Source organism: Photobacterium damselae, from assembly GCF_003026815.1.
GTDB lineage: Bacteria > Pseudomonadota > Gammaproteobacteria > Enterobacterales > Vibrionaceae > Photobacterium > Photobacterium damselae.
In genome coordinates, this window is record NZ_PYOG01000083.1 from 1 (window position 1) to 2,038 (window position 2,038).

Sequence of the window (2,038 nt, forward strand, 5' to 3'; positions counted from 1 at the left end):
AACTTGGCACATTAACGGCGAAGATAGATGCGCTTCGCGCAAAGGGATTTAGTGACGACGAGATCAACCAGTTGTTGAGTTCGGCAATGCCTGCTGAGGCTCCTGAATCCCCATTTAATATCGGTGAAATATTTAATAATGGTGCGTCAAAAGAGGAATGGAATCAGCAAGTCGATGAGACCGAGCAACTTTATATTAAGCAAGGGGCTATATTTATTTGTTTCTTAGGATTGGCAATGCTAACTTTAGGCATCGGTCGTTATTTCATTTCCTTAGACGTAGCTAAAGTTATATCGACAATATGGTTAGGATTCGCTGTAGTTTCATTGGCTTATTTTGCTCCAAAGAATCGAGAAAAAATCAAATTCTTCATCAAAAAGCGACACTAGTGCGTCGCTTTCCTTTTCCTATTTCATTCCGCGGTATTTTTTAACCTCCTTTAATTCCTGCTCTGTTAATTGGTGAGCGTTTTCCTGCTCCTGTTTGATGTGGAGATACGCATCGTTATTATAGAGCGCCTGTTGTGACTGCTCGCTTTCCTCATCAAATTGTTTCTGACGATGGCCTTGTTCAGTCTGATATTGGCTTTCTATTGATCCACTATTGCGCTCATAATTACCTTGAATATCACGGCCCTGTACGCTTTGTGCAGGGCGGTTCATTGAACTTTCATCCCAGGCTTGTTTGAGCTCTGGATTGTAGTTCGAGAATCGCTCGCTCATAAAGGCTTGGAAAAAGAGGTCTCGCTCTTCATTAATGGCTGGGGTATTACCATTCATGATGGCCTCCACATTCTCAGGGCGACGCCTTGCTACATACGCTTGGAACTCAGGCATTAAGTTTGTATTAATGCTTAAGCTGCCTGTCTGTGAATCTTGAAGCGCGGCACTGTAGGCTTGCTCCTTGGCAATACTGCTGTCTACCGTTTTAACTAAGTCTTTAGAGTCTTTAATCGCTTCACTTAATGTTGATATTGATTGTTGATTAAAGCCATGCAAGTCTTCGGTTCTTCCCGAAGTACCGAACTGTTCAATGGAACTCATGAGGTCATTAAACTGATTTTGACGACTATTGGAAGTGCGGGAAGTGCGATCTTGTCGTTGGCTGTCTGTCGTACTTTCTGAGTCAGTAAACTTTTGTCCTCCAGTAAAGTTAGCACCACCTTTGATGTTGCCAAATTCACCAACTCCCATCCCTAATGAAGCACCAAAATTGGCGTTATAGTCGAAGTAGTTATCCACCATATGTTTGTAGGCTTCTTCTTTTGATACCCCTTTCGCTTTGGCTTCCTCGGCCACTACGCCATCGAGTTTATTTAACGAGTTTTGGGTTGAAGAATTTGAGCTGTACTGCGTGCCTTCACCATAACTGGTATTGCGGCTGGCACTGCTGCTTAAACTCATCAGTTGGTCTGCGACACTTCCTGCTGACTGATTGTAAGCCGTACGAGCTTGAGTGGTGGCACGCTGCGCCTCGATGTAGCTGTTTTGCAGTGCACGGCTTTGCACTTCACTGCTGTTAATATCAAAGCCTGTGGTCGAAATTGCCCCTCGACTGCTGTACACCGCATTCCCTCCTGGTAAGTAGTTGACGCTTGAGCCATCGGCTCGCTGAACTTGCGCCCCATAGGATTGGTTACTGTAGGCGGTATCAACCTTGTTGCCACTCATGGAGTTGCTGTACCAAGTATCGGTTTGCACCACACCATAGGTCATATCACCACTGGCGGCCGCTTGAGATGAGCGCGCAGCATTAGAGCCCATCGCCCCTAAGAACTGTTGTCCTAGACTGCCTGCCATCGCCAATCCGCCTGTTAAGGCGTATTTGGAGATAATCGGCACCATCATCATTAGCCATCCCGCAATTGCTGCATACTTATAGTGCATGGCTTGCAGCGGTGAGCTGCCCGCCAAAGACATACCGTGCAGTAAATTGGTGGATTCGGCTCCTGCATATTGCAGTGAGTAGGTCATGATGAGGTTGATGACCGTGAAGAAAAACGGCCACAGTGCCAGATAGAAAAAGCCCCCAAGGTAGC

The 2,038-nt window shown here is 46.0% G+C and carries 2 protein-coding genes; one reads left to right on the forward strand and one right to left on the reverse strand.

Annotated elements, in window-relative coordinates; genetic code table 11:
- A partial coding sequence (locus CTN07_RS22925; RefSeq protein ID WP_170107354.1) for a hypothetical protein occupies window positions 1-389 on the forward strand: 389 nt, incomplete at its 5' end.
- Between the two features lie 18 nt (window positions 390-407).
- Here the strand turns inward: CTN07_RS22925 and CTN07_RS22295 are convergent.
- On the reverse strand, window positions 408-2,038 hold a 1,631-nt coding region (locus CTN07_RS22295; protein ID WP_211315315.1), incomplete at its 5' end, for a conjugal transfer protein TraG N-terminal domain-containing protein.